The organism is Cupriavidus sp. UYPR2.512 (assembly GCF_000379565.1).
Lineage (GTDB): Bacteria > Pseudomonadota > Gammaproteobacteria > Burkholderiales > Burkholderiaceae > Cupriavidus.
On record NZ_KB903020.1, the window covers coordinates 38,658 to 57,091 of the forward strand.

General features: G+C 67.4%; 18 protein-coding genes. 16 read left to right on the plus strand and 2 right to left on the minus strand.

Going from position 1 to position 18,434, the window contains the following annotated elements:
• Positions 1 to 2 precede the first annotated feature (2 nt).
• The 9 genes from A3A5_RS0118040 to A3A5_RS0118080 are packed head-to-tail and all read left to right on the plus strand — an operon-like array spanning position 3 to position 7,111.
• Entirely contained in the window at positions 3 to 1,166 is a 1,164-nt protein-coding gene (locus tag A3A5_RS0118040; RefSeq protein WP_018311943.1) for a thiolase domain-containing protein, read from the plus strand.
• A 5-nt stretch (positions 1,167 to 1,171) separates the two neighbouring features.
• A complete protein-coding gene (locus A3A5_RS0118045) occupies positions 1,172 to 1,606 on the plus strand; it encodes a Zn-ribbon domain-containing OB-fold protein (RefSeq protein WP_157637254.1) in 435 nt (144 codons plus the stop codon).
• An 18-nt stretch (positions 1,607 to 1,624) separates the two neighbouring features.
• Positions 1,625 to 2,851: a CaiB/BaiF CoA-transferase family protein gene (locus tag A3A5_RS0118050; protein ID WP_051108541.1), complete on the plus strand. Its 1,227-nt coding sequence runs from the start codon at positions 1,625 to 1,627 to the stop codon at positions 2,849 to 2,851.
• A 15-nt stretch (positions 2,852 to 2,866) separates the two neighbouring features.
• The gene (locus A3A5_RS0118055) at positions 2,867 to 3,865 is read left to right on the plus strand and encodes a protocatechuate 3,4-dioxygenase (protein WP_018311946.1); all 999 of its coding nucleotides are present in this window, start codon (positions 2,867 to 2,869) and stop codon (positions 3,863 to 3,865) included.
• Positions 3,866 to 3,892: 27 nt separating this feature from the next.
• Positions 3,893 to 4,555 (plus strand): RraA family protein, encoded by a 663-nt coding sequence (locus tag A3A5_RS0118060; protein ID WP_018311947.1) that lies wholly within the window; start codon positions 3,893 to 3,895, stop codon positions 4,553 to 4,555.
• Positions 4,556 to 4,560: 5 nt separating this feature from the next.
• Positions 4,561 to 5,223 (plus strand): RraA family protein, encoded by a 663-nt coding sequence (locus tag A3A5_RS0118065; protein WP_018311948.1) that lies wholly within the window; start codon positions 4,561 to 4,563, stop codon positions 5,221 to 5,223.
• A 2-nt stretch (positions 5,224 to 5,225) separates the two neighbouring features.
• Positions 5,226 to 5,888, plus strand: coding sequence for a 4-carboxy-4-hydroxy-2-oxoadipate aldolase/oxaloacetate decarboxylase (locus A3A5_RS0118070; protein WP_018311949.1), 663 nt, complete (start codon positions 5,226 to 5,228; stop codon positions 5,886 to 5,888).
• Between the two features lie 14 nt (positions 5,889 to 5,902).
• Complete coding sequence (locus A3A5_RS0118075) at positions 5,903 to 6,673, plus strand: enoyl-CoA hydratase/isomerase family protein (RefSeq protein WP_018311950.1); 771 nt, start codon at positions 5,903 to 5,905, stop codon at positions 6,671 to 6,673.
• 12 nt (positions 6,674 to 6,685) lie between these two features.
• Positions 6,686 to 7,111, plus strand: a complete 426-nt coding sequence (locus A3A5_RS0118080) for a PaaI family thioesterase (RefSeq protein WP_018311951.1) — start codon at positions 6,686 to 6,688, stop codon at positions 7,109 to 7,111.
• A 573-nt stretch (positions 7,112 to 7,684) separates the two neighbouring features.
• Here the strand turns inward: A3A5_RS0118080 and A3A5_RS0118085 are convergent.
• Positions 7,685 to 8,476, minus strand: a complete 792-nt coding sequence (locus A3A5_RS0118085) for a DNA-binding transcriptional regulator (RefSeq protein WP_018311952.1) — start codon at positions 8,474 to 8,476, stop codon at positions 7,685 to 7,687.
• Positions 8,477 to 8,745: 269 nt separating this feature from the next.
• On the opposite strand from A3A5_RS0118085, the gene A3A5_RS0118090 reads away from it, so the two are divergent.
• From A3A5_RS0118090 to A3A5_RS0118120, 7 genes are all read left to right on the plus strand, one after another.
• On the plus strand, positions 8,746 to 10,602 hold the full coding sequence (locus A3A5_RS0118090) for a bifunctional 3-(3-hydroxy-phenyl)propionate/3-hydroxycinnamic acid hydroxylase (RefSeq protein WP_018311953.1): 1,857 nt from the start codon (positions 8,746 to 8,748) through the stop codon (positions 10,600 to 10,602).
• 2 nt (positions 10,603 to 10,604) lie between these two features.
• A complete protein-coding gene (locus A3A5_RS0118095) occupies positions 10,605 to 11,564 on the plus strand; it encodes a 3-carboxyethylcatechol 2,3-dioxygenase (protein ID WP_018311954.1) in 960 nt (319 codons plus the stop codon).
• 19 nt (positions 11,565 to 11,583) lie between these two features.
• Positions 11,584 to 12,372: a 2-keto-4-pentenoate hydratase gene (gene mhpD, locus A3A5_RS0118100; protein WP_018311955.1), complete on the plus strand. Its 789-nt coding sequence runs from the start codon at positions 11,584 to 11,586 to the stop codon at positions 12,370 to 12,372.
• Positions 12,373 to 12,384: 12 nt separating this feature from the next.
• Positions 12,385 to 13,353, plus strand: coding sequence for an acetaldehyde dehydrogenase (acetylating) (locus tag A3A5_RS0118105; protein WP_018311956.1), 969 nt, complete (start codon positions 12,385 to 12,387; stop codon positions 13,351 to 13,353).
• The gene (dmpG, locus tag A3A5_RS0118110) at positions 13,350 to 14,384 is read left to right on the plus strand and encodes a 4-hydroxy-2-oxovalerate aldolase (protein ID WP_018311957.1); all 1,035 of its coding nucleotides are present in this window, start codon (positions 13,350 to 13,352) and stop codon (positions 14,382 to 14,384) included. The genes A3A5_RS0118105 and dmpG overlap by 4 nt, the downstream gene beginning before the upstream one ends.
• A gap of 130 nt (positions 14,385 to 14,514) precedes the next feature.
• A complete protein-coding gene (gene mhpT / locus A3A5_RS0118115) occupies positions 14,515 to 15,783 on the plus strand; it encodes a 3-(3-hydroxy-phenyl)propionate transporter MhpT (RefSeq protein ID WP_018311958.1) in 1,269 nt (422 codons plus the stop codon).
• A 61-nt stretch (positions 15,784 to 15,844) separates the two neighbouring features.
• Complete coding sequence (locus A3A5_RS0118120; protein ID WP_026200885.1) at positions 15,845 to 16,714, plus strand: alpha/beta fold hydrolase; 870 nt, start codon at positions 15,845 to 15,847, stop codon at positions 16,712 to 16,714.
• 363 nt (positions 16,715 to 17,077) lie between these two features.
• Here A3A5_RS0118120 and A3A5_RS0118125 read toward each other — a convergent pair whose 3' ends face one another.
• Positions 17,078 to 18,217 carry a helix-turn-helix transcriptional regulator gene (locus tag A3A5_RS0118125; protein WP_018311960.1) on the minus strand — a complete coding sequence of 380 codons (1,140 nt, stop codon included), beginning with the start codon at positions 18,215 to 18,217 and terminating at the stop codon, positions 17,078 to 17,080.
• Between the last annotated feature and the right edge of the window lie 217 nt (positions 18,218 to 18,434).

The window sequence follows — 18,434 nt, forward strand, 5'->3', positions numbered from 1 at the left end:
TCATGACCCTGAACGGATCCGCCTACATCGTGGGGGCCTACGAGCATCCCACGCGCAAAGCCGATGACCTGTCGGTCGCGCGTCTGCATGCCGACGTGGCGCGCGGCGCGCTGGCCGACGCCGGCCTCACCGCAGCAGACGTCGACGGTTATTTCTGCGCCGGCGATGCGCCCGGCCTCGGAACGACAACGATCGTCGAATACCTCGGCCTGAAGCCGCGCCACGTGGATTCCACCGAATGTGGCGGCTCCGCGCCGATCCTGCACGTTGCGCATGCCGCCGAGGCCATTGCCGCGGGGCGCTGCAATGTCGCGCTGATCACGCTGGCCGGACGGCCGCGCGCGGCGGGCGCTGCGCTGGCGCTGCGTGCGCCGGACCCGGATGCGCCCGACGTGGCATTCGAGCTGCCGTTCGGCCCGGCCACGCAGAACCTGTACGGCATGGTCGCGAAGCGCCATATGTACGAATTCGGCACCACCAGCGAACAGCTCGCGTGGATCAAGGTGGCAGCGTCCCATCACGCCCAGCACAACCCGCACGCGATGCTGCGCTATGTGGTCACCGTCGAAGACGTCGTCAATTCGCCGATGGTGGCCGACCCGCTGCATCGCCTGGACTGCTGCGTGATGAGCGACGGCGGCGGCGCGCTGATCGTGGCGCGCCCCGAGATCGCACGCCAGCTCAAGCGCCCGCTTGTAAAGGTGCGAGGAGCCGGTGAAGCGCCCAAGCATGCCATGGGCGGCAATATCGACCTGACATGGTCGGCCGCCGCATGGTCGGGCCCGGCAGCGTTCGCGGAAGCGGGTGTCACGCCTGCCGACATCAAGTACGCATCGCTGTACGACAGCTTCACCATCACCGTGCTGATGCAGCTGGAAGACCTGGGCTTCTGCAAGAAGGGCGAGGGCGGCAAGTTCGTCGCCGACGGCGGGCTCATCTCCGGCGTGGGACGCCTTCCCTTCAACACCGACGGCGGCGGCCTGTGCAACAACCATCCGGCCAACCGCGGCGGTGTCACCAAGGTGATCGAAGCCGTGCGCCAGCTGCGCGGCGAGGCGCATCCCGCAGTGCAGGTCAGCAACTGCGACCTGGCACTTGCCAGCGGCATCGGCGGCGCGCTCGCTTCCCGCCACACCGCAGCCACGCTGATTCTTGAAAGGGAATGATCAACATGAGCACACCTGCCACGCCTGCCAACGCCGCTGCCAAGGCGCCGCCCGCCGGTCCGCGCAAGATCCCCGCGCCGCGCACGCTGCCGGAAAGCCAGCCGTTCTGGGATGCCGCCGACACCGGCCGCCTGCTGCTGAAGGTCTGCCTGGACTGCCACGCGCCGCACTACTACCCGCGCGACATCTGCCCGCACTGCCAGTCCGATCGCACCGAATGGCGTGATGCCAGCGGCATCGGCACGGTCTATTCGTTCAGCACCATGGGCAAGGGCGAAGCCGCCTGGACGCTCGCCTATATCAAGCTGGACGAAGGCGTGACGATGATGAGCAACCTGGTGGACTGCGATCCGCGCGACATCGAGATCGGCCAGCGTGTGAAAGTCGTGTTCAAGCCGAGCGACGGCGGCCACGCCGTGCCGATGTTCACCCCGGCATGACGACCTGAGGTAATGACCATGGCTGACACCAGACAAGACGAGCGCGGCACTGCCGTTCGCAAGGGCCCGCTGTCCCGCTTCACGATTCTCGACGCGTCCCGCGTGCGCGCCGGCCCCACCGCGGTCAGGCTGTTCGCCGACATGGGCGCGCGCGTGATCAAGCTCGAGATCCCGCCCGGTGCGCCCGGCGGCGACGACATGATCGGCGGACGCGACCACAATCGCGCCGACTACGAGAACCTCCACCGCAACAAGGAGAGCCTCACGCTCAACATGAAGACCCCGGAGGGCGTGAAAATCCTGCACGAGCTGGTCAGCCGCGCCGACGTCTTTATCGAGAACTACCGCCCCGATGTGAAGCACCGCCTCGGCATCGGGCCCGATGCGCTGCGCGCGATCAACCCGCGCCTGGTCTACGCGAGCATCTCGGGCTTCGGACAGGATGGCCCCTACGCCGGTTGGCCCGGCTTCGACTCCATCGCGCAGGGCATGGGCGGGCTGATGAGCGTGACCGGCAAGCCGGGCGAAGGCCCGATGCGCGTCGGCATTCCGCTCGCGGACCTGTGCGCGGGGCACTTCTGCGCAATGGGCATTCTCACCGCGCTGCTGGAACGCGAGGCATCGGGCGAAGGTCAGTGGGTGCAGACGTCGCTGCTCGAAGCGCAGATCGCGATGCTCGATTTCCAGGCCGCACAGTGGCTGGTGGACCAGAAGATCCCCGAGCAGACCGGCAACGAGCATCCGCTGACCGTGCCCACGGGAGTGTTTGCGACGAGCGACGGCTACCTGAACATCGCCGCCATTGGCCAGACCATGTGGAAGCGGCTGTGCGAAGCCCTGGAAGTGCCGCATCTCGTCGAGGAACCCGGCCTCGGTTCCGATCCCGAGCGCGTGCGCAACCGCGACAAGGTTAATGCGGCGATCGAGGCCGCGCTGCGCACGCGCACCACCGCCGAATGGACCGAGCGGCTGCTCAAGGCCGGCGTGCCGTGCGGTCCCATCCATCGCGTCGACCAGGTGTTCGCCGACGCGCAGGTGAAGCACCTCGGGGTCGCCTGGCCGATGCACCACGACGAGCTTGGCGATGTTGCCCTGGTGGGGCAGCCAATGCGCCTGTCGCGTTATCCGCGCGACCTGCCGCCGCAGCCGGCACCGGAACAGGGCGCCAACACCGACGACATCCTCCGCGAGCTTGGCTATAGCGCCGGGCAGGTGGATAAGCTGCGCGCCGCCTACATCGTTTGAACGAAGGACACTCCCATGGCAAGACTCGTCGCCGCATTCGGCTCTTCTCACAGCATCATGCTGGTTTGCCAGCGTGAAGACTGGCAGCACGGATTCCGCCAGGTCGACCCGAAGAACCCGCACTATTTCGACCGGGCCGGCAACCCGACCACCTATGAGGCCCTGCTGGCCATCGCCCCGGCCGATGCCGAGGCCATGGTGACGCCCGAGCGCATGGGCGAGCGCTACGACCAGGCCGAAGCGGCCATGGACGAGCTGCGCGAGCGCATCCGCGCCGCCCGCCTCGACGTGCTGCTGGTGGTCGGGGACGACCAGACCGAGCTGTTTCGCACCACCAACAACCCGGCCTTCGCGATCTACTACGGCGACACCATCCGCAACGCGAAACGCGATGAAAGCCCATCCGACGGCTGGTACAAGAAGGCCCGCATGGCGCGCCATGAGCCCGACGCCGACCGCGACTACCCGGTCAATGCCGACCTGGGCCGCTGGCTGATCCGCGAGCTGTGCGACCGCGACTTCGACATCGCCGCGATGGACGGGCTCGAGCGCGGCCAGTTCGAAGGCCATGCGTTTTCGTTCATCCACCGGCGCTATCTGCAGGGGCTGGACCTGCCCGTGGTGCCGGTCATCGTCAATACCTTCGATCCGCCGAACCAGCCCACGCCGCGCCGTTGCATCCAGCTTGGTGCCGCGCTGCGCGAGCTGATCGCCGCCTATCCCGAAGACCTGCGCGTGGGCGTGCTGGCCTCGGGCGGCCTGAGCCACTTCGTGGTGGATGCCGAACTCGACAACGCGATCATCGATGCCATCCGCAGGAAGGACACCGGCTTCCTGGCCTCGCTGGATCCGCGCCAGCTCCAGGCGGGCAGTTCGGAGATCCGCAACTGGCTGATCGCCGTGGAAGCCGTGCGCGACCTCGACCTTGAATGGGCTTCCTATGTGCCGGGCTACCGCACGCCCGCCATGACCGGCACCGGGCTGTGTTTCGCTGCCTGGCGCACCCTCGACTGAACTGCTGAACCGGACTCCAAGACGACCATGAGTGAAACCGAATCCTATGTACAACGCCTGCGCCGGCTCGACTGCTGCGCGGTGTCAGACGCGCTCGACAAGCTGCAATTGCCGGGCACTGTGACCGGCCTGCCGCAGCGCTCCGGCGCCGGGCGCATTGCCGGCCGTGCCATTACCGTCAAGCTCGGCACCGGTGCGCCGCCGCCGGGACCGACCCGTCATCTCGGCTGCACGGCCATCGAGCTGGCGGGGCCGGACAACATCATCGTCGTCGAGCAGCGCACCGGCGTGGAAGCCGGCAGCTGGGGCGGACTGCTATCGCTGGGCGCAAAGGTACGCGGCGTTGCCGGTGTCGTGGCAGACGGCCCCGTGCGCGACATCGATGAAGCGCTAGATTTCGACTTCCCGGTGTTCAGCCGCGCGCTGACTGCGTTCACCGCGCGCAGCCGTGTGGTGGAGCAGGGCACCAATGTCGCGGTGCAGATCGGCAACGTGACGGTGGAAGAGGGCGACTACGTGGTGGCCGACCGCAGCGCGGTGATCTTCATCGCCGCGCGCGACATCGCCCGCGTACTGGAGACCGCCGAAGCCATTGTGCGCAAGGAGGCCGTGATGGCGAAAGCCATCTTGGGCGGCACACCGATCGGCGACGTCATGAGCGGCAACTACGAAGATATGCTGAAGGGTTGAGAGAGATGAGCGAACAACAGGACATCAACGTCGCGCGCGCCGCGAAGCTGGACACCGCCACGCTGAGCGATGCGCTGGACAAGCACGGCATCGCCGGCCAGTGCTACCGCATCAAGGCGCGCGGCGAGGGCTTTGCCACGGCGGGCCGCGCTTATACGCTGCTGTACGGTCCGGCGTCGAATCCGGCGGGCACCGTGGGCGACTACATTGACGATGTGCCGCCGGGCAGCATCCTCGTGCTCGACAACGGCGGCCGCGACAACGCCACGGTCTGGGGCGACATCCTGACCGAGATCGCGCACCGCCGTGGCATTGCCGGCACCGTCATCGACGGCGTGTGCCGCGATGTCGCGCTGTGCCGCCAGCTCGGCTACCCGGTGTTCAGCAAGGACCACTGGATGCGCACGGGCAAGGACCGCGTCCAGGTCGAAGCCACCAATGTGGTAGTCAATATCGGCGACGCGCGCGTGCAGCCCGGCGACATCCTGCGCGGCGATGCCGACGGCGTGGTGGTCATCCCGTGCGAGCACGAGGCTGCGGTGCTCGACACCGCCGAGCAGATCGAGCACGCGGAAAACGCGATCCGCGAAGCCGTGCGCGGCGGCATGCGCCTGGACGAAGCGCGCCGCCAGTTCCGTTACCACCAGCTGCAGACCAAGGGAGCCTGACCATGGCGGAACACGATGCAACCAGCACCACGACCTGCGAATTCGAACGGGTCAGCGCCGATATCGTCAGCGATGCGCGCGCGTTGCCCACTGCCACGCTGCATGAAGCGGGCGGCAAGATCGGCGTGGTTTCGCCCGCCATCAAGCCTGTCGCACCGGGATTTCGCATCTGCGGCCCGGCACTGACGGTCCATTCGCCCGGCGGCGACAACCTGTGGCTGCACCGCGCGCTGGACATCGCGCAACCGGGCGACGTGCTGGTGGTGCATGTGAGTGGCGCCTACGAGCACGGCTACTGGGGCGAGATCATGACCACAGCGGCAAAGGTGAAGCAACTTGGCGGGCTGGTCATCGACGGCTGCGTGCGCGATGGCGTGTTGCTCGAGGAAATCGGCTTCCCGGTGTTCGCGCGCGGCCTGTGCATCCGCGGGACCGGCAAGGACTATGGCGCGATTGGCTGGCTCAATGCACCGGTGTTGATCGGCGGTACATGCGTGGAAGCGGGGGACCTCGTCGTGGGCGACCGTGACGGCGTGGTGGTGGTGCCGCGCAAGCGTGCGGCGGAGGTCGTCGGCAAGGCGCAGGACCGCGAGGCCACCGAGGCCGCGATTCTCAAGCGGGTGGAGGCTGGCGAGACCACCATGCGGATATACGGCTTTCGCTGAGCGGGGCGGATGTCATGAGCGAGAACCCGCAAGGACAGGTGCCCGAACTGGTCGTCGATGGCCACGTCGCCGTCATCACGTTGCGCCGCCCAGAGGTGGCAAACCGGCTGGAGCCGGAAGACCTCGACCTGCTGCGCACTTACCTGGAGACCGTCAACGCGGATAGCCGGGTCCGCGTGCTGCGCCTCGAGGGGCAGGGCCGCCACTTCTGCAGCGGGTTCAACATCGGCCGCCTCGGCGGGGACGATGTCGGTGCCCGCTTCGAGGCGCTGGCCAACGCACTGGAACAGGCGCGGCCGGTCACCATTGCCGTGCTGCATGGCGGCGTGTACGGCGGCGCCACGGACCTGGCGCTCGCATGCGACTTTCGCTTCGGCGCGGCTGGCGCCGAGATGTCGGTGCCGGCCGCGCGCCTTGGGCTGCTGTTCTACCGCGGCGGCATGGAGCGCTACGTCACGCGCCTGGGCTTGGCCACGGCCAAGCGCATCCTGCTGATGGCCGACAAGTTCGACGCGGCCGCCATGCTGGCCTGCGGTTACCTGGACCGGCTGGAAGACGGCCCCGAGGCGCTGCGCGCGCTTGCCGCGCAGTGGAGCGAGGCACTCGCGGGCATGGCACCGCTGGCACTGCTTGGCATGAAGAAGCACATGAACCGCATTGCCCGCGGCGAACTCGACGCCGCCGGGCTGGCACGGGACATCACCGAGGCGGATGCTTCCGAAGACCTGTGCGAAGGCGCACTGGCCTGGCGCGAGAAGCGCGCGCCGCGCTTCACTGGCCGTTGATTGGGGACGCGCATGATGAGCAATACCAACTATTTCACGCGCATGCTGCGCGGGCAGGCTCCTGTGCCCGCAGTCGCCGGCCTGCTCGGCGGCAGCGTCCGCCGGGCCGACCTGGAGGCCGGCTCGCTCGAATCCGACTACGTTGCCACCGAGGCGTTCCTCAACCCGGCCGGCCAGGTGCAGGGCGGCATGCTGGGCGCCATGCTGGACGACGTGACGGCGATGCTGGTTACGGCAACGCTGGCCGATGGCGAGTACTGCTCCACGCTGAACCTGAATCTCTCGTTCCTGCGCCCGGCGCAAGCCGGCCCGCTGCAAGGACGCGCGCGCCTGGAACGGCGCGGCCGCAATGTCTGCAACGTGGTGGGGGAGTTGCGCCAGGACGGTGAGGTGGTGGCGACCGCTACGGCGACCTGCATGGTGGTCCGGCCGGCGTAGGCGAGCGCTTTCGCAAAGAGGCGGAACAGCAGAGGCGCTGCTTGCTACGCGCTACGCATTATGGCCGGCTGCCCGGCCATAATGCGGACGTCGCGTCGCGCAATGCGGCTTATGCGGATCGTTACGCTAGCCAGCCCCTGATGCTCGCTGCCATGACCTGCGCCGAGTCCGGAGCCCAGGGGATGACTGGGCGGCATACCGTGGTTGCCAGAAGCCCGCCGAACAAACCGCCTGTACCTGCGGGCCGCAATGCCGCTGCGGCCAGGAATGCGCTTGCCAGAAGCGCTGACATTCTGCGCCGATGCTGTGGACCAGCCCAGCTGATGCGGGCGGTCCGGCGGCACGGGCAGGATGTGTCGCACGTAGGCTCGCCCACCTTTGCTAGGCATGCGCAGGCGGTCCCTTTCCAGACTGAGCATTGTCCCCCACCGGCATCCCGGGCCGATGGTGTCACGCGCGGAAGCGCATTCGGCGGAGTTGGACGGGTTGCTGGCCTTGGTCCGGGAGCATGTGGCGTCGATGTGAGGTTGGGCGCTGTCGTGCTTGACAGGCGCCGCGGCTCCCCTTTCCCGACTAACCATCACTACTCTCCAGCGCCTGGACCATCTCCTTTGCCGCCCGCTGCAGCTCCGGCACGAACCGTCGCGTTGCTTCTGGGGGACTGATCGCCTGCTCGAGATAGATGACGTTCAGGCTGGCCAGGACGCGGCCTTCCGCCTGGATGGCGACGGCCAGGGCGCCGATCTTGCGCTGGTCCGCCCAGTCGCCATGGTTGGACCCGAATCCGTCCTTGCGCGTTTGCCGGATGAGGTTGCGGATATAGGCGTCATCCATCGCGAGCTTGAGCTGCTGTTCGCCGCCCGCGCCTGAACGCAGTACTTCGAGAATGTCTTCGCGCTCGGCATCCGGGCACATCGAGAAGTACACGCGGCCGGCCGAGGTCAGCAGGATCGGCAGGCGCCGCCCAACCATGGCGCGGTGAAACGACAACGGGCTGAACCGGTGCGTAGTCTCGCGGATGATCATGGCGTCGCCGTCGGGCGTGGTCAGGTCAGACGGCCAGACAACGCGCTGCAGCAGTCGTCCCATGATCGGCGGCGCGACAGTGGCGATGCGTTCGTCGTCGGTGAAGCCTTCGCTGAGCGCGCGCACGTCGAGCGTCAGGCGAAAGCTGTCGTCCGACGTACTACGCCGCACGAATCCTTCTTCGACCAGCGTTTCCAGCAGGCGCCGCACGGTGGTCCGGTGCAGGCCGGTCGATTCGCTCAGCTGCTGGCTGGTGGCGCGGCCGTTTTCCATGGCGTTGAGCGCCCGCAGCACCAGTAGGCCGCGTGACAGGCCCCGCACGTTCGCGTACTTGGTCATGGAAAATCCTTAAAAATCAATCATGTGCAATCCTTGCACATTTTATAGAAATGTTTGAGCGCGCGCTGGCGGATGCCTAGACTCTTCTGAAAATCGCAAATCCACGGAGACGCCCCCCAATGTCCTGCCTGATCCGTCGCCGGCGCCGCATTTCCGGCGCCTGACCCGTAGCCGGCACCGCCGGCCGCACAATTCCCATTCATCGCAGCACAGCCGGTACGCGCCAGAGCGGCGCGGGGGTGCGCTCGTGCCTTGCCAGTAGGAGACCTATGAACACCACGGCCACGCAGACGGTGCACGCCGACCGTCTTCCCGATGTCGAAACCGACGTCGCCATCATCGGCGCCGGCCCGGTCGGGCTGATGATCGCCAATATTCTCGGCCTGCAGGGCGTGCGCGTCACGGTCGTCGAGAAGCTGGACCAGCTCATCGATTATCCGCGCGCCATCGGCCTCGACGATGAAGCGCTGCGCGTATTCCAGGCGGTCGGGCTTGCCGACACGCTGCTGCCGCACACCACCCCTGACCACTGGATGCGCTTCGTCACGAAGGACGGCCATTGCTTCGCGTCCATCGAGCCACGCACCGACGAGTTCGGCTGGCCGCGCCGCAATGCGTTCATCCAGCCGCTGGCCGACCGGGTGTTGTATGAGGGGCTGCAGCGCTTCGATCACGTGCAGGTGCTGTTCGGCCATGGCGTCGATTCCTTCACGCAGGACAGCGCCGGGGTGAGCGTCGAGGTGACCACGAGCGGCAGCCAGCGCCGCACCATCCGCGCCGCCTACATGGTCGGCGCCGACGGCGGCAACAGCCTGGCGCGCCGCGCACTGGAGGTGCCCTTCGAGGGCCGCACCAAGCCGAACCAGTGGATCGTCGTCGATGTGCGCAATGACCCGGTCGGTTCGCCGCACATCTACATGCATTGCGACCACGAGCGCCCCTATGTCTCGGCCGCGCTGCCGCATGGCATCCGCCGCTTCGAATTCATGGTGATGCCCGGCGAGACCGAGGAAGAGCTGTCGAAACCGGAGAACATGGCCGCGCTGATCCGCAAGGTGGTGGCCGATCCGGACAAGGTCGACTACATCCGTCAGCGCGTCTACACGCACAACGCCCGGCTCGCCTCGACATTCCGCGTCGATCGCGTGCTACTGGCCGGCGACGCCGCGCACATCATGCCGGTGTGGCAGGGGCAGGGCTATAACAGCGGCATCCGCGATGCCAACAACCTCGGCTGGAAGCTCGCGATGGTGACGAAGGGGCTGGCCGATGGTCGCCTGCTCGACACCTATACCGCAGAGCGTCGCGCCCATGCGCGTTCGATGATCCACCTGTCCGAGGTGGCGGGCGACATCTTCGCGCCGACCACGCGCTTTGGCGCGCGCTTCCGCGATGCCTTCGTGCGCAGCTTCAACGTGCTGCCATCGGTCAAGCGCTACTTCGTCGAGATGCGCTTCAAGCCGATGCCGCGCTACGAGGAAGGCGTGGTGCTGCTGCCGCCGCCGCAGCCGCGCAGTGGCTGGCTGGCGCGCGTGCTGGAGCGCTCCGGCAATTCGGCACCGGGCCGCCTGCTGGGGCTGATGAGCGAGAAGCGCGATTCCTTGCTCGGGCGCCTGGTCTATGGGAACGACCCGCTGGCTGGTTCGCCGGTGGGCCGCATGTTCATCCAGCCGCGCGTGCGCACCAGCGATGATCGCCTCACGCTGCTCGACGACGCCATCGGCAACGGCTTTGCCGTGATCGGCTGGGGCACCGACCCGACCTTTGGCCTGACGCCGCAGGCGCGTGCCCTGGCGGAGAAGGCCGGCATGCGCTTCGTGCTGGCCAAGCCTGACGTGCAGCTGCGCCATGCCGACGACGTGCCCGAGGGCGTGCTCGCGATCGGCGACGCCAGTGGCCGCTTGAAGGAGTGGTTCAGCCGCCTGCCGCAATCGGTGGTGCTGCTGCGCCCCGACCGCTTTGTCGCGGGCGTGTGTTCGCCGCAGCAGGTGTCAGACGCCATCACGGAACTGGCCGGCAGGCTCGGCATGACGCAGGTGCCGCCGTACGCCGGCGCCTCCAGCCCTTCCATGTCGTCGCGCCCGGCGCGTGACCCCATCACCGTTACCCAAGCAGCAGGAGCATGAGGATGCCGATTCACCTGGAATGTCTGTCGCACACGCCGTTGCACGGTTATGTCGACCCCGCGCCTGAAGTCGTCGCCGAGGTCGAGCGCGTGCAGGCCGCGGCGCGCGAGCGCGTGCGCGCGTTCGATCCCGAACTGGTCGTCGTGTTTGCGCCGGACCACTTCAACGGCTTCTTCTATGACGTCATGCCGCCGTTCTGCATCGGCGCGGCCGCTACCGCGATCGGCGATTTCAGGAGCCTGGCCGGCAAGCTGCCGGTGCCTGCGGGCCTGGCGCAGTCGCTGGCCGAAAGCGTGATGGCCGCCGAGATCGATGTCTCGCTGTCGTATCGGATGCAGGTCGACCATGGCTGCGCCGATGCGCTCGCGGTGCTGACCGGCGGGCTGGACCGCTACCCGGTCATCCCCGTCTTCATCAATTCCGTGGCGCCACCGATGGCGACGCTGCGCCGCGCGCGGCTGCTCGGCGACGCGGTCGGCCGCTTCCTGTCGCGCACCGGCAAGCGCGTGCTGGTGGTTGGCTCGGGCGGCATCTCGCACGAGCCGCCGGTGCCGGAACTGTCCGGCGCGAGCGAGGAGGTCGCGGAGCGCCTGATCGCCGGACGCAACCCATCGGCCGAATCGCGCGCCGCGCGCCAGGCACGCACCGTTGCTGCCGCGCAGGCTTTCGTCGCCGGCGACAGCCACCTGCATCCACTCAATCCGGAGTGGGACCGCGCCTTCCTGTCGCTGCTCGCTTCCGGCGAACTGACCGCCGTCGACGGCATGACCAACGACGCCATCACGCGCCACGGCGGCAAGTCGGCGCACGAGATTCGCACCTGGGTGGCAGCGTTCGGCGCGCTGGCCGCGTTTGGGCCGTACCGCGCGTCACTCGATTTCTACCGCGCCATTCCCGAGTGGATCGCGGGCTTCGCCACCATGCACGCCGAGCCGCGCGCCGAGCTCGCCGCAGCTGCCTGACCCGATCAAGGAGAACCCGATGACAGACCGGAACTTCGTCAACGACATCGCCGCGCGCCTGCGCGACGCCGAGGCCTCGCGCCAGACCATTGCTCCGGTGCGCGGCGAGATCGCGCTGGACGACATTACCACGGCCTATGCCGTGCAGCAGGCCAACGTCGACGCACGCGTAGCTAGCGGTGAGCGCATCGTCGGCCGCAAGGTCGGCCTGACTTCGCTGGCCGTGCAGAAGCAGCTCGGCGTCGACCAGCCGGACTTCGGCGCGCTGTTCGCGAGCATGGCCTATGGCGACAGCCAGCCGATGCCGCTGTCGCGCCTGATTCAGCCCAAGGTCGAGGCCGAGATCGCGCTGGTGCTCGAGCACGACCTGACGCACGAGCGCCACACGTTTGCCGACATCCTGCGCGCCAGTGCCTATGCGCTGGCGGCGATCGAAGTTGTCGACAGCCGCATCCAGAACTGGGACATCCGCTTCGTCGACACCGTGGCCGACAACGCGTCGAGCGCCGTGTTCGTGCTCGGCAGCCGCCCGGTGCCGCTGTCTGCGGTCGACCTCACCGCGTGCGCGATGACGCTCTCGCGCGACGGCGAGGTGCTGTCGCGCGGCAACGGCGCGGCCTGCCTTGGCAACCCACTCAACGCAGCGGTCTGGCTCGCGGACCGCATGGTGCAGCTCGGCACGCCGCTGCGCGCCGGCGACGTGGTGCTGACCGGCGCGCTTGGCCCGATGGTCGCGGTCACCGAGCCGGGCACCTACACCACCGAGATTGAAGGACTCGGCAGCGTCCGCGCGACGTTTGCCGCATAACCAGGAACACACATGGCTTCCGAAAAACTCAAGGCAGCAATCATCGGCTCCGGCAATATCGGCACGGACCTGATGATCAAGATCCTGCGCAACAGCCGGCATCTGGAGATGGCGGCGATGGTCGGCATCGATCCGGCCTCCGACGGGCTTGCACGTGCGGCCCGGCTTGGTGTCGCGACTACGCATGAGGGCGCCGAAGGGCTCACGCGCCTGCCGGTGTTCGACGACATCGACTTCGTCTTCGACGCCACGTCCGCCGGCGCGCACATCAAGAACGACGCGCTGCTGCGCAAGCTCAAGCCGGGCCTGCGCATGATCGACCTGACGCCCGCAGCGATCGGCCCGTACTGCGTACCGGTGGTCAACCTCGACGCGCACCTCGGCGCACCGAACGTCAACATGGTCACCTGCGGCGGCCAGGCCACGATCCCCATCGTCGCGGCCGTGTCGCGCGTGGCGAAGGTCCACTACGCTGAAATCGTCGCGTCGATCAGCAGCAAGTCGGCCGGTCCGGGCACCCGCGCCAATATCGACGAGTTCACCGAGACCACGTCGAAGGCGATCGAGGTTGTCGGCGGCGCCGCGAAGGGCAAGGCCATCATCGTGCTCAACCCGGCCGAGCCGCCGGTAATGATGCGCGACACCGTCTACACGCTGTCCGAGCTGGCCGACCGCGACAAGGTCGAGGCCTCGATCGAGGAGATCGTCCGTGCGGTGCACGCCTACGTGCCCGGCTACCGCCTCAAGCAGACCGTGCAGTTCGACGAGATCCCGGCCAGCGCGCCGCTCAATGTGCCGGGCCTGGGCCGCTTCAGCGGACTGAAGACTTCGGTGTTCATCGAAGTGGAGGGCGCCGCCCACTACCTGCCTGCCTACGCGGGCAACCTCGACATCATGACTTCCGCCGCGCTGGCCACGGCCGAGCGCATGGCGCAAGCGATGCTGAGTGCCAACGCCACCACTGAAGGAGCCTGCGCATGAGCAACACGGCCAAGAAACTCTATATCTCCGACGTGACGCTGCGCGATGGCAGCCACGCGGTTCGCCATCAATACTCGATCAAAAACGTGCAGGACATCGCACGAGCGCTTGACCGCGCGAAGGTCGACAGTATCGAGGTCGCGCATGGCGACGGCCTGCAAGGCTCCAGCTTCAACTACGGCTTTGGTGCGCACAGCGATCTCGAATGGATCGCCGCCGTCGCCGACGTGGTGGAGCACGCGAAGATCGCCACGCTGCTGCTACCGGGCATCGGCACCACGCATGACCTGAAGGCCGCCTACGACGCCGGTGCACGTGTCGTGCGCGTGGCCACGCACTGCACCGAGGCGGACATCTCGAAGCAGCACATCGAGTACGCACGCGAGCTCGGCATGGACACGGTCGGCTTCCTGATGATGAGCCACATGACCACGCCGGAGAACCTGGCCGTCGAGGCGAAGAAGATGGAAAGCTACGGCGCGACCTGCATCTATGTGGTGGACTCCGGCGGCGCGCTGACGATGAACGACGTGCGGGACCGCTTCCGCGCGCTCAAGGCTGTGCTGAACGCCGACACGCAGACCGGCATGCATGCGCACCACAACCTGTCGCTCGGCGTGGCCAACTCGATCGCCGCGGTCGAGGAAGGCTGCGACCGCATCGACGCCTCGCTGGCCGGCATGGGCGCGGGCGCGGGCAATGCGCCACTGGAGGTGTTTATCGCCGCCGCGGAACGCATGGGCTGGAACCATGGCACCGACCTTTACACGCTGATGGATGCGGCTGACGACATCGTGCGTCCGCTGCAGGACCGTCCGGTGCGCGTGGACCGCGAAACGCTCGCGCTCGGCTATGCCGGCGTCTATTCGAGCTTCCTGCGGCATTCGGAAGTGGCCGCGAACAAGTACGGGGTGAAGACTGTGGACATTCTGGTCGAACTCGGCAAGCGCCGGATGGTGGGCGGGCAGGAGGACATGATTGTCGATGTCGCGCTGGACCTGAAGAAGCGCGCGGCTGAAGCCCAGCAGTAAGAAAGGCTATGGGGATCACCGCGGAGTCTCTCCCCTCTCGCGCAAGCGGGAGGGGAGAAACCCGGCTGGCACCTATACCCGCAACAGAACCGCCACCAAGAGCGGCTCGCAGAACGAACGGAGACAACCAATGAACAGATTTCAACCCAGCGGGGCCAACCCGAGCACGAAGGACAGCATCACCACGATCGCCCTGTGCCTGGCCATTGCCTTGCTGGAAGGACTTGACCTGCAGTCGGCGGGCGTTGCCGCGCCGCGCATCGCGAAGGAATTCTCGCTGTCTGTGGCGCAGATGGGCTGGGCCTTCAGCGCCGGCGCGATCGGCCTGCTGCCGGGCGCGGCGCTGGGCGGGCGCCTGGCCGACCGCCTGGGCCGCAAGCGCGTGCTGATGCTGTCGGTGGCGCTGTTCGGCGCGTTCTCGCTGGCGACGACGCTGGTGTGGAACTTTGAAAGCCTGCTGGCCGCGCGCCTGCTGACAGGCCTGGGCCTGGGCGCCGCCATGCCGAACCTGATCGCGCTGTGCTCTGAAGCGGCTTCACCCGCGCAGCGCAGCACGGCCGTCGGCGCCATGTACTGCGGCATGCCGTTCGGCGCCGCGCTGGCGGCAGCGATCGGCATCATCAGTCCCGCCGACGAAGGCTGGCGGCACATCTTCTACGTGGGCGGTCTCGGGCCGCTGCTGATGGTGCCGCTGCTCGCGCTTTGGCTGCGCGAGTCGGCGCAGTTCGTCCGGGCGAAGTCCCAGTCCGCGAATAGCGCCGAACCCACGCCCGGCTTTATCGAGGCGCTATACGGCAGCGACCGTACGCGCACCACGCTTGCGCTCTGGGTCAGCTACCTGGGCACGCTGATCGTGCTGTACTTCCTGATGAACTGGCTGCCGTCGATGGTGCTGTCCAACGGCCTGACGCGCGTGCAGGCCGGCATCGCCATGATGATGTTCAACATCGGCGGCGGTATCGGCGCGGTCGGCATCGCCAACGTGATGGACCGCTTCGGGCGACGCCTCACGGTGGTGGGCATGTACGCGGGCATCGCGGTTGCGCTGGCGGGACTGGCCGGGGCGAGCGGGAGCCTGTCAATGGCGTGGGGCGCGTTCTTCTGCGGCCTGTTCCTGGTGGGCGGCCAGTCGGTGCTGTATGCGCTGGCCGGGCAGGCCTATCCGACGGAAGTACGCGGTACCGGCGTGGGCGCGGCGGTAGCGATCGGCCGGCTCGGCTCGATCCTCGGGCCGCTCGTTGCCGGGCAGCTGTTCGCACTGGGCCAGAGCGCATCGATGCTGGTGGCCGCCAGCATTCCGCTGATCGTCGTGGCGGCGCTCGCCGCGCTGACGGTGGTGGGCTCATTCTCGCCGCGCCTGGGTTCCGGGACGGCATTGCCGGGCGGGCGCGGCGCCTGAGCCGCACGCCACCTGCACACATACAGTTCAGTACAGATTCAATCGAACAAGGATGATCATCATGCAAGCCACTGCACAAGCCATCACCGAAACCAACACGAGCCGGTTCGTGACCGTGAAGGATGGCGACACCGAATTCCACATCCACTGCAACGATGTCGGGTCCGGCGCCGAAACCGTCGTCATGCTGCACGGCTCGGGTCCGGGCGCAACCGGCTGGGCCAACTTCAACCGCAACGTCGTGCCGCTGGTGGCGGCCGGCTACCGCGTGCTGCTGGTGGACTGCCCGGGCTGGGGCAAGAGCGACCCGGTGGTCAACACGGGCTCGCGCTCGGAACTGAATGGCCGCGTGCTCAAGGGCGTGCTCGACGCGCTTGACATCGAGCGCGTGCATATCCTCGGCAATTCGATGGGCGGCCACAGCGCGGTGGCGTTCGCGCTGGCCAATCCGCAGCGCGTCGGCAAGCTCGTGCTGATGGGCGGCGGCACCGGCGGCCCCAGCCTGTTCGCGCCGATGCCGACTGAAGGCATCAAGCTGCTCAACGGCCTCTACCGCGAGCCGTCCATCGAAAACCTCAAGCGCATGATGAACGTGTTCGTCTATGATGCCAGCTCACTGACCGACGACCTCATGCAGGCGCGCCTGGCCAATATGCTGGCGCGGCGCGATCACCTCGACAACTTCGTCAAGAGCCTGGCGGCGAACCCCAAGCAGTTCACCGACTACGGTCCGCGTCTGGGCGAGATCGCGGCGCCCACGCTCGTGATCTGGGGGCGTGATGATCGCTTCGTGCCGATGGATGTCGGCCTGCGGCTGATCGCCGGGATCCAGAATGCGCAGATGCATATCTTCAACCGCTGCGGGCACTGGGCGCAGTGGGAACATGCGGACGCGTTCAATCGGATGGTGGTGGATTTTCTGGCGCATTGAGGGAGCCGGCCACATGCACACCCCCAAATCGTTGATCTGAAGGTACGTTTTTGGTCTGCGATGGCATTTTGTGCTTGGCGGACGCTGTTCGGTGCCAAATACGGAGCAGAAAAGTTCTGATCTTCGTCCGACGCGTCAGTCGAATACGGTCTGCGGCTCATCAGTTCACTATGGCAACAGTCGTGAGGAAAGGCGCATACACAATGATGTATCGCCCGAGCGTAGCCGACAGCGGAGGGTTAGCGATGACCGGCCCACGACTGAACCGCTCATCATCGCGCATCGTGCCAGCGTGTGCTTTGGTACCGGCCTGCAGGTGCGGCTTTCCGCGCTGGGTATCGATACCCAGCTACCGGCTCCCCCTCACCCCATCCCCACCACACTGGACAGCAACATCTTCACCAGCACCGCCTGCCGCGTCGCCCCGGTCTTGGCAAAGATGCCGCGCAGGTGCGCCCGCACCGTGTTCTTCTTGACGCCAAGCCGTATCGCCGCTTCATCCAGCGTCAGCCCATCGACCATCAGCAAAGCCAGTTCGATCTCGGTCGGGGTCAGTTGGAACAGCTTGCGCAGGTTGGCGTGTGGGTTGCGCGGCGATCCCGCCGGGTCGCGGATGAACACCGCCACCGCGGGTCGGCGCGACTTGTCTTCGGTGCGATAGCTGAGCGGGATCGGCCGCACCAGCACGCTCAGGGGCGTGGGCGCGGCGGGCCGGCTCAGGGTGGTGACTTCGCTGCGCGGTGCGGCCAGCGCGTGGGCCTGGGCCGCGTCTTCCAGGATCTTGCGGAACCTGCGGTTTTCCACCGGACAGTGCGCGTGCAGCGCGCCCTCCGACAGGTACAGGCCGTCGCGCGCCTGCAGCAGGCGGCCGGCGACGTCGTTGGTCCGGATGGCCCTGCCGTGCTCGTCCAGGATCACCGTGCCGACCTGCAGCCGGTCCACGGCGTCCGCGTACAGGGACCCTTCAGAGGCCAGCACATCGAGCGCGGCATGGAGGTCGACGGCGCGCTTCAGGTGCGGCAGCAGGCCGTGCAGCAGTGCCTTGTCGGCCTCGCCGAAGTCCGGTCCCGCGTGGGCGCGGCTGATGAACAGCGCGCATTCCACGCCATCGGGCGTGAGCAGATTGGCCGCCAGGATATAGCGCAGGCCCAGCGGTTGAAGGTATTGCGTGTAGAAGGGGTGTGCCAGCCAGCCGGTTTCGCCAAACAGTTCGTCGGCGCTGAAGAGCCGGTCCGGGTGCAGGTCCAGGAAGGGGCACAGCGCGTAGTACTGCTCGCTGTACGACGGCTCGCCCGGCAGGTGCGGGCCGTAGTCGGAGGCATTGACGATCAGGCCCGGCCGGTCGGTGGCCGGGTGGCGCAGCACCAGCGTGACGAAGGCGGCGCCCAGGCGCTGGCGCACGCTTTCCAGGAAGCCGGCCCAGGGCACGGCTTCGGTCGGGCCCTGGTAGAGCTGGGCGAGCAGGGCGCTCAGCTCGGCGGCGGGCAGGGGGGCTGGCAGCATGATGGCGGTCCGTCGGGTCGTGGCAACAGTCAAAAGCGCGAATCTCGCCCTGATTGCTGACAAAACCCGCATGCCGCGGGTTTGCTCCCCTCTCCCGCTTGCGGGAGAGGGGCCGGGGGAGAGGGCAGGCATTGGCAGTATCGACAGCCTGCACTTCGTCGACACACCGGCCCTCTCCCCAACCCTCTCCCGCAAGCGGGAGAGGGAGCACACAACT

Coding starts and splice junctions, on each gene's coding strand:
- A3A5_RS0118040 (WP_018311943.1), top strand. CDS start 3: ATGACCCTGAACGGATCCGCCTACATCGTGGGGGCCTACGAGCATCCC.
- A3A5_RS0118045 (WP_157637254.1), top strand. CDS start 1,172: ATGAGCACACCTGCCACGCCTGCCAACGCCGCTGCCAAGGCGCCGCCC.
- A3A5_RS0118050 (WP_051108541.1), top strand. CDS start 1,625: ATGGCTGACACCAGACAAGACGAGCGCGGCACTGCCGTTCGCAAGGGC.
- A3A5_RS0118055 (WP_018311946.1), top strand. CDS start 2,867: ATGGCAAGACTCGTCGCCGCATTCGGCTCTTCTCACAGCATCATGCTG.
- A3A5_RS0118060 (WP_018311947.1), top strand. CDS start 3,893: ATGAGTGAAACCGAATCCTATGTACAACGCCTGCGCCGGCTCGACTGC.
- A3A5_RS0118065 (WP_018311948.1), top strand. CDS start 4,561: ATGAGCGAACAACAGGACATCAACGTCGCGCGCGCCGCGAAGCTGGAC.
- A3A5_RS0118070 (WP_018311949.1), top strand. CDS start 5,226: ATGGCGGAACACGATGCAACCAGCACCACGACCTGCGAATTCGAACGG.
- A3A5_RS0118075 (WP_018311950.1), top strand. CDS start 5,903: ATGAGCGAGAACCCGCAAGGACAGGTGCCCGAACTGGTCGTCGATGGC.
- A3A5_RS0118080 (WP_018311951.1), top strand. CDS start 6,686: ATGATGAGCAATACCAACTATTTCACGCGCATGCTGCGCGGGCAGGCT.
- A3A5_RS0118085 (WP_018311952.1), bottom strand. CDS start 8,476: ATGACCAAGTACGCGAACGTGCGGGGCCTGTCACGCGGCCTACTGGTG.
- A3A5_RS0118090 (WP_018311953.1), top strand. CDS start 8,746: ATGAACACCACGGCCACGCAGACGGTGCACGCCGACCGTCTTCCCGAT.
- A3A5_RS0118095 (WP_018311954.1), top strand. CDS start 10,605: ATGCCGATTCACCTGGAATGTCTGTCGCACACGCCGTTGCACGGTTAT.
- mhpD (WP_018311955.1), top strand. CDS start 11,584: ATGACAGACCGGAACTTCGTCAACGACATCGCCGCGCGCCTGCGCGAC.
- A3A5_RS0118105 (WP_018311956.1), top strand. CDS start 12,385: ATGGCTTCCGAAAAACTCAAGGCAGCAATCATCGGCTCCGGCAATATC.
- dmpG (WP_018311957.1), top strand. CDS start 13,350: ATGAGCAACACGGCCAAGAAACTCTATATCTCCGACGTGACGCTGCGC.
- mhpT (WP_018311958.1), top strand. CDS start 14,515: ATGAACAGATTTCAACCCAGCGGGGCCAACCCGAGCACGAAGGACAGC.
- A3A5_RS0118120 (WP_026200885.1), top strand. CDS start 15,845: ATGCAAGCCACTGCACAAGCCATCACCGAAACCAACACGAGCCGGTTC.
- A3A5_RS0118125 (WP_018311960.1), bottom strand. CDS start 18,217: ATGCTGCCAGCCCCCCTGCCCGCCGCCGAGCTGAGCGCCCTGCTCGCC.